This is a genomic window from Billgrantia saliphila, assembly GCF_002930105.1.
Taxonomy (GTDB): Bacteria; Pseudomonadota; Gammaproteobacteria; order Pseudomonadales; family Halomonadaceae; genus Halomonas; species Halomonas saliphila.
Map to the genome: position 1 here is coordinate 1 of NZ_PJRN01000042.1, position 1287 is coordinate 1287.

Genomic DNA, 1287 nt, shown 5'->3' on the forward strand with positions numbered 1-1287 from the left:
CCGAACCACACCAGGTCGTAGCCCAGCCCCGCCACCACCGGGAAGAATACCGGCACGGTGAGCAGCAGCATCGACATGCTCTCGAACACGCAGCCCAGCAGCACGTAGATGGCCAGTATCACCAGAATCACCATGAACGGCGCGATATCGAGCCCGTTGACGAAGGCCAGCAGATCGCTGGGCAGCCCCGCCCGGTTGATGAAGTTGGCAAAGATCAACGCAGTGAGTACCACGGCGAACAGCATGGCAGTGGTGCGCACGGTGTCCATCAGGACGTTCATCAACACCTGCGGCGTCAGCGCGCGCCGGAACAGGGCGATCAGGAAGGCGCCCATGGCACCGATGCCCGCCGCCTCGGTGGGGGTGAACACGCCGAGATAGATGCCGCCGATCACCAGCACGAACAGCGCCAAGGTGTCGCCCACGCTCTTCAGCGCCTTGATGCGTTCGGGCCACTCGACTTTCTCGCCGGCCGGGCCCGCGTCGGGATCGCGCCACAGTACCCACTTCACCGACCCAAGGTAGAGCACGATGCCGAGGATGCCGGGAATGAAGCCGGCGGCGAACAGTTCGCGAATGCTGGTCTCGGTGAGGATGCCATAGATCACCAGCATCACGCTGGGCGGGATCAGGATGCCCAGCGTGCCGCCAGCGGCGATGGAGGCCGAGGCCAGGGTGTCCTTGTAGCCGTACTTGCGCATCTGCGGCATGGCCACGCGCCCCATGGTGGCACACGTGGCGAGGCTTGAGCCGCAGATGGCGCTGAAGCCGCCGCAGGCGACGATGGTGGCCATGGCCTGGCCGCCCTTACGATGCCCGAGGAAGCCGTTGGAAGCGCGGAACAACGCATCCGACAGCCCGGCATGCGACACCAGGTTGCCCATCAGGATGAATAGCGGGATCACCGACAGGCCATAGTCCATGGCGGTATCGATCACCCGCCGCGCAGCCATGGACTCGGCGGCGCTCCAGTTGCCAGTCAGGTAATAGAAGCCGGCGAAGCCGACGATGCCCATGGCGAAGGCCAGCGGCACCCGCAAGAACGCCAACAGCAGCAGGGCGGCGAAACCGTACAGCGCTTCAGTCATTGTCGCCTCCCTTGCCTTTCTCAGGACTGAGCGGGCCGCCGCGCTCGATCACGCCCACCCCTTCAAGCAGATAGAACAGTGCGCGCAGCAGCGTCAGTACGGCCGACGCGGCCAGCATGATCGACATCAAATAAATGAGATAGCCGTTGGGGATACGCAGGAACTCGGTCACGTCACCCCACTGCATGGCGCGTTCGCC

At 64.4% G+C, this 1287-nt stretch carries 1 protein-coding gene and 1 pseudogene; both read right to left on the bottom strand.

Annotation, left to right across the window (positions count from 1 at the left end):
• On the bottom strand, window positions 1-1088 hold a 1088-nt coding region (locus CYJ07_RS20170), incomplete at its 3' end, for a TRAP transporter large permease (protein WP_104205486.1).
• Window positions 1081-1287 (bottom strand): annotated as a pseudogene (locus tag CYJ07_RS20175) (TRAP transporter small permease); the annotation flags it as partial. The gene CYJ07_RS20170 and the pseudogene CYJ07_RS20175, both read right to left, overlap by 8 nt.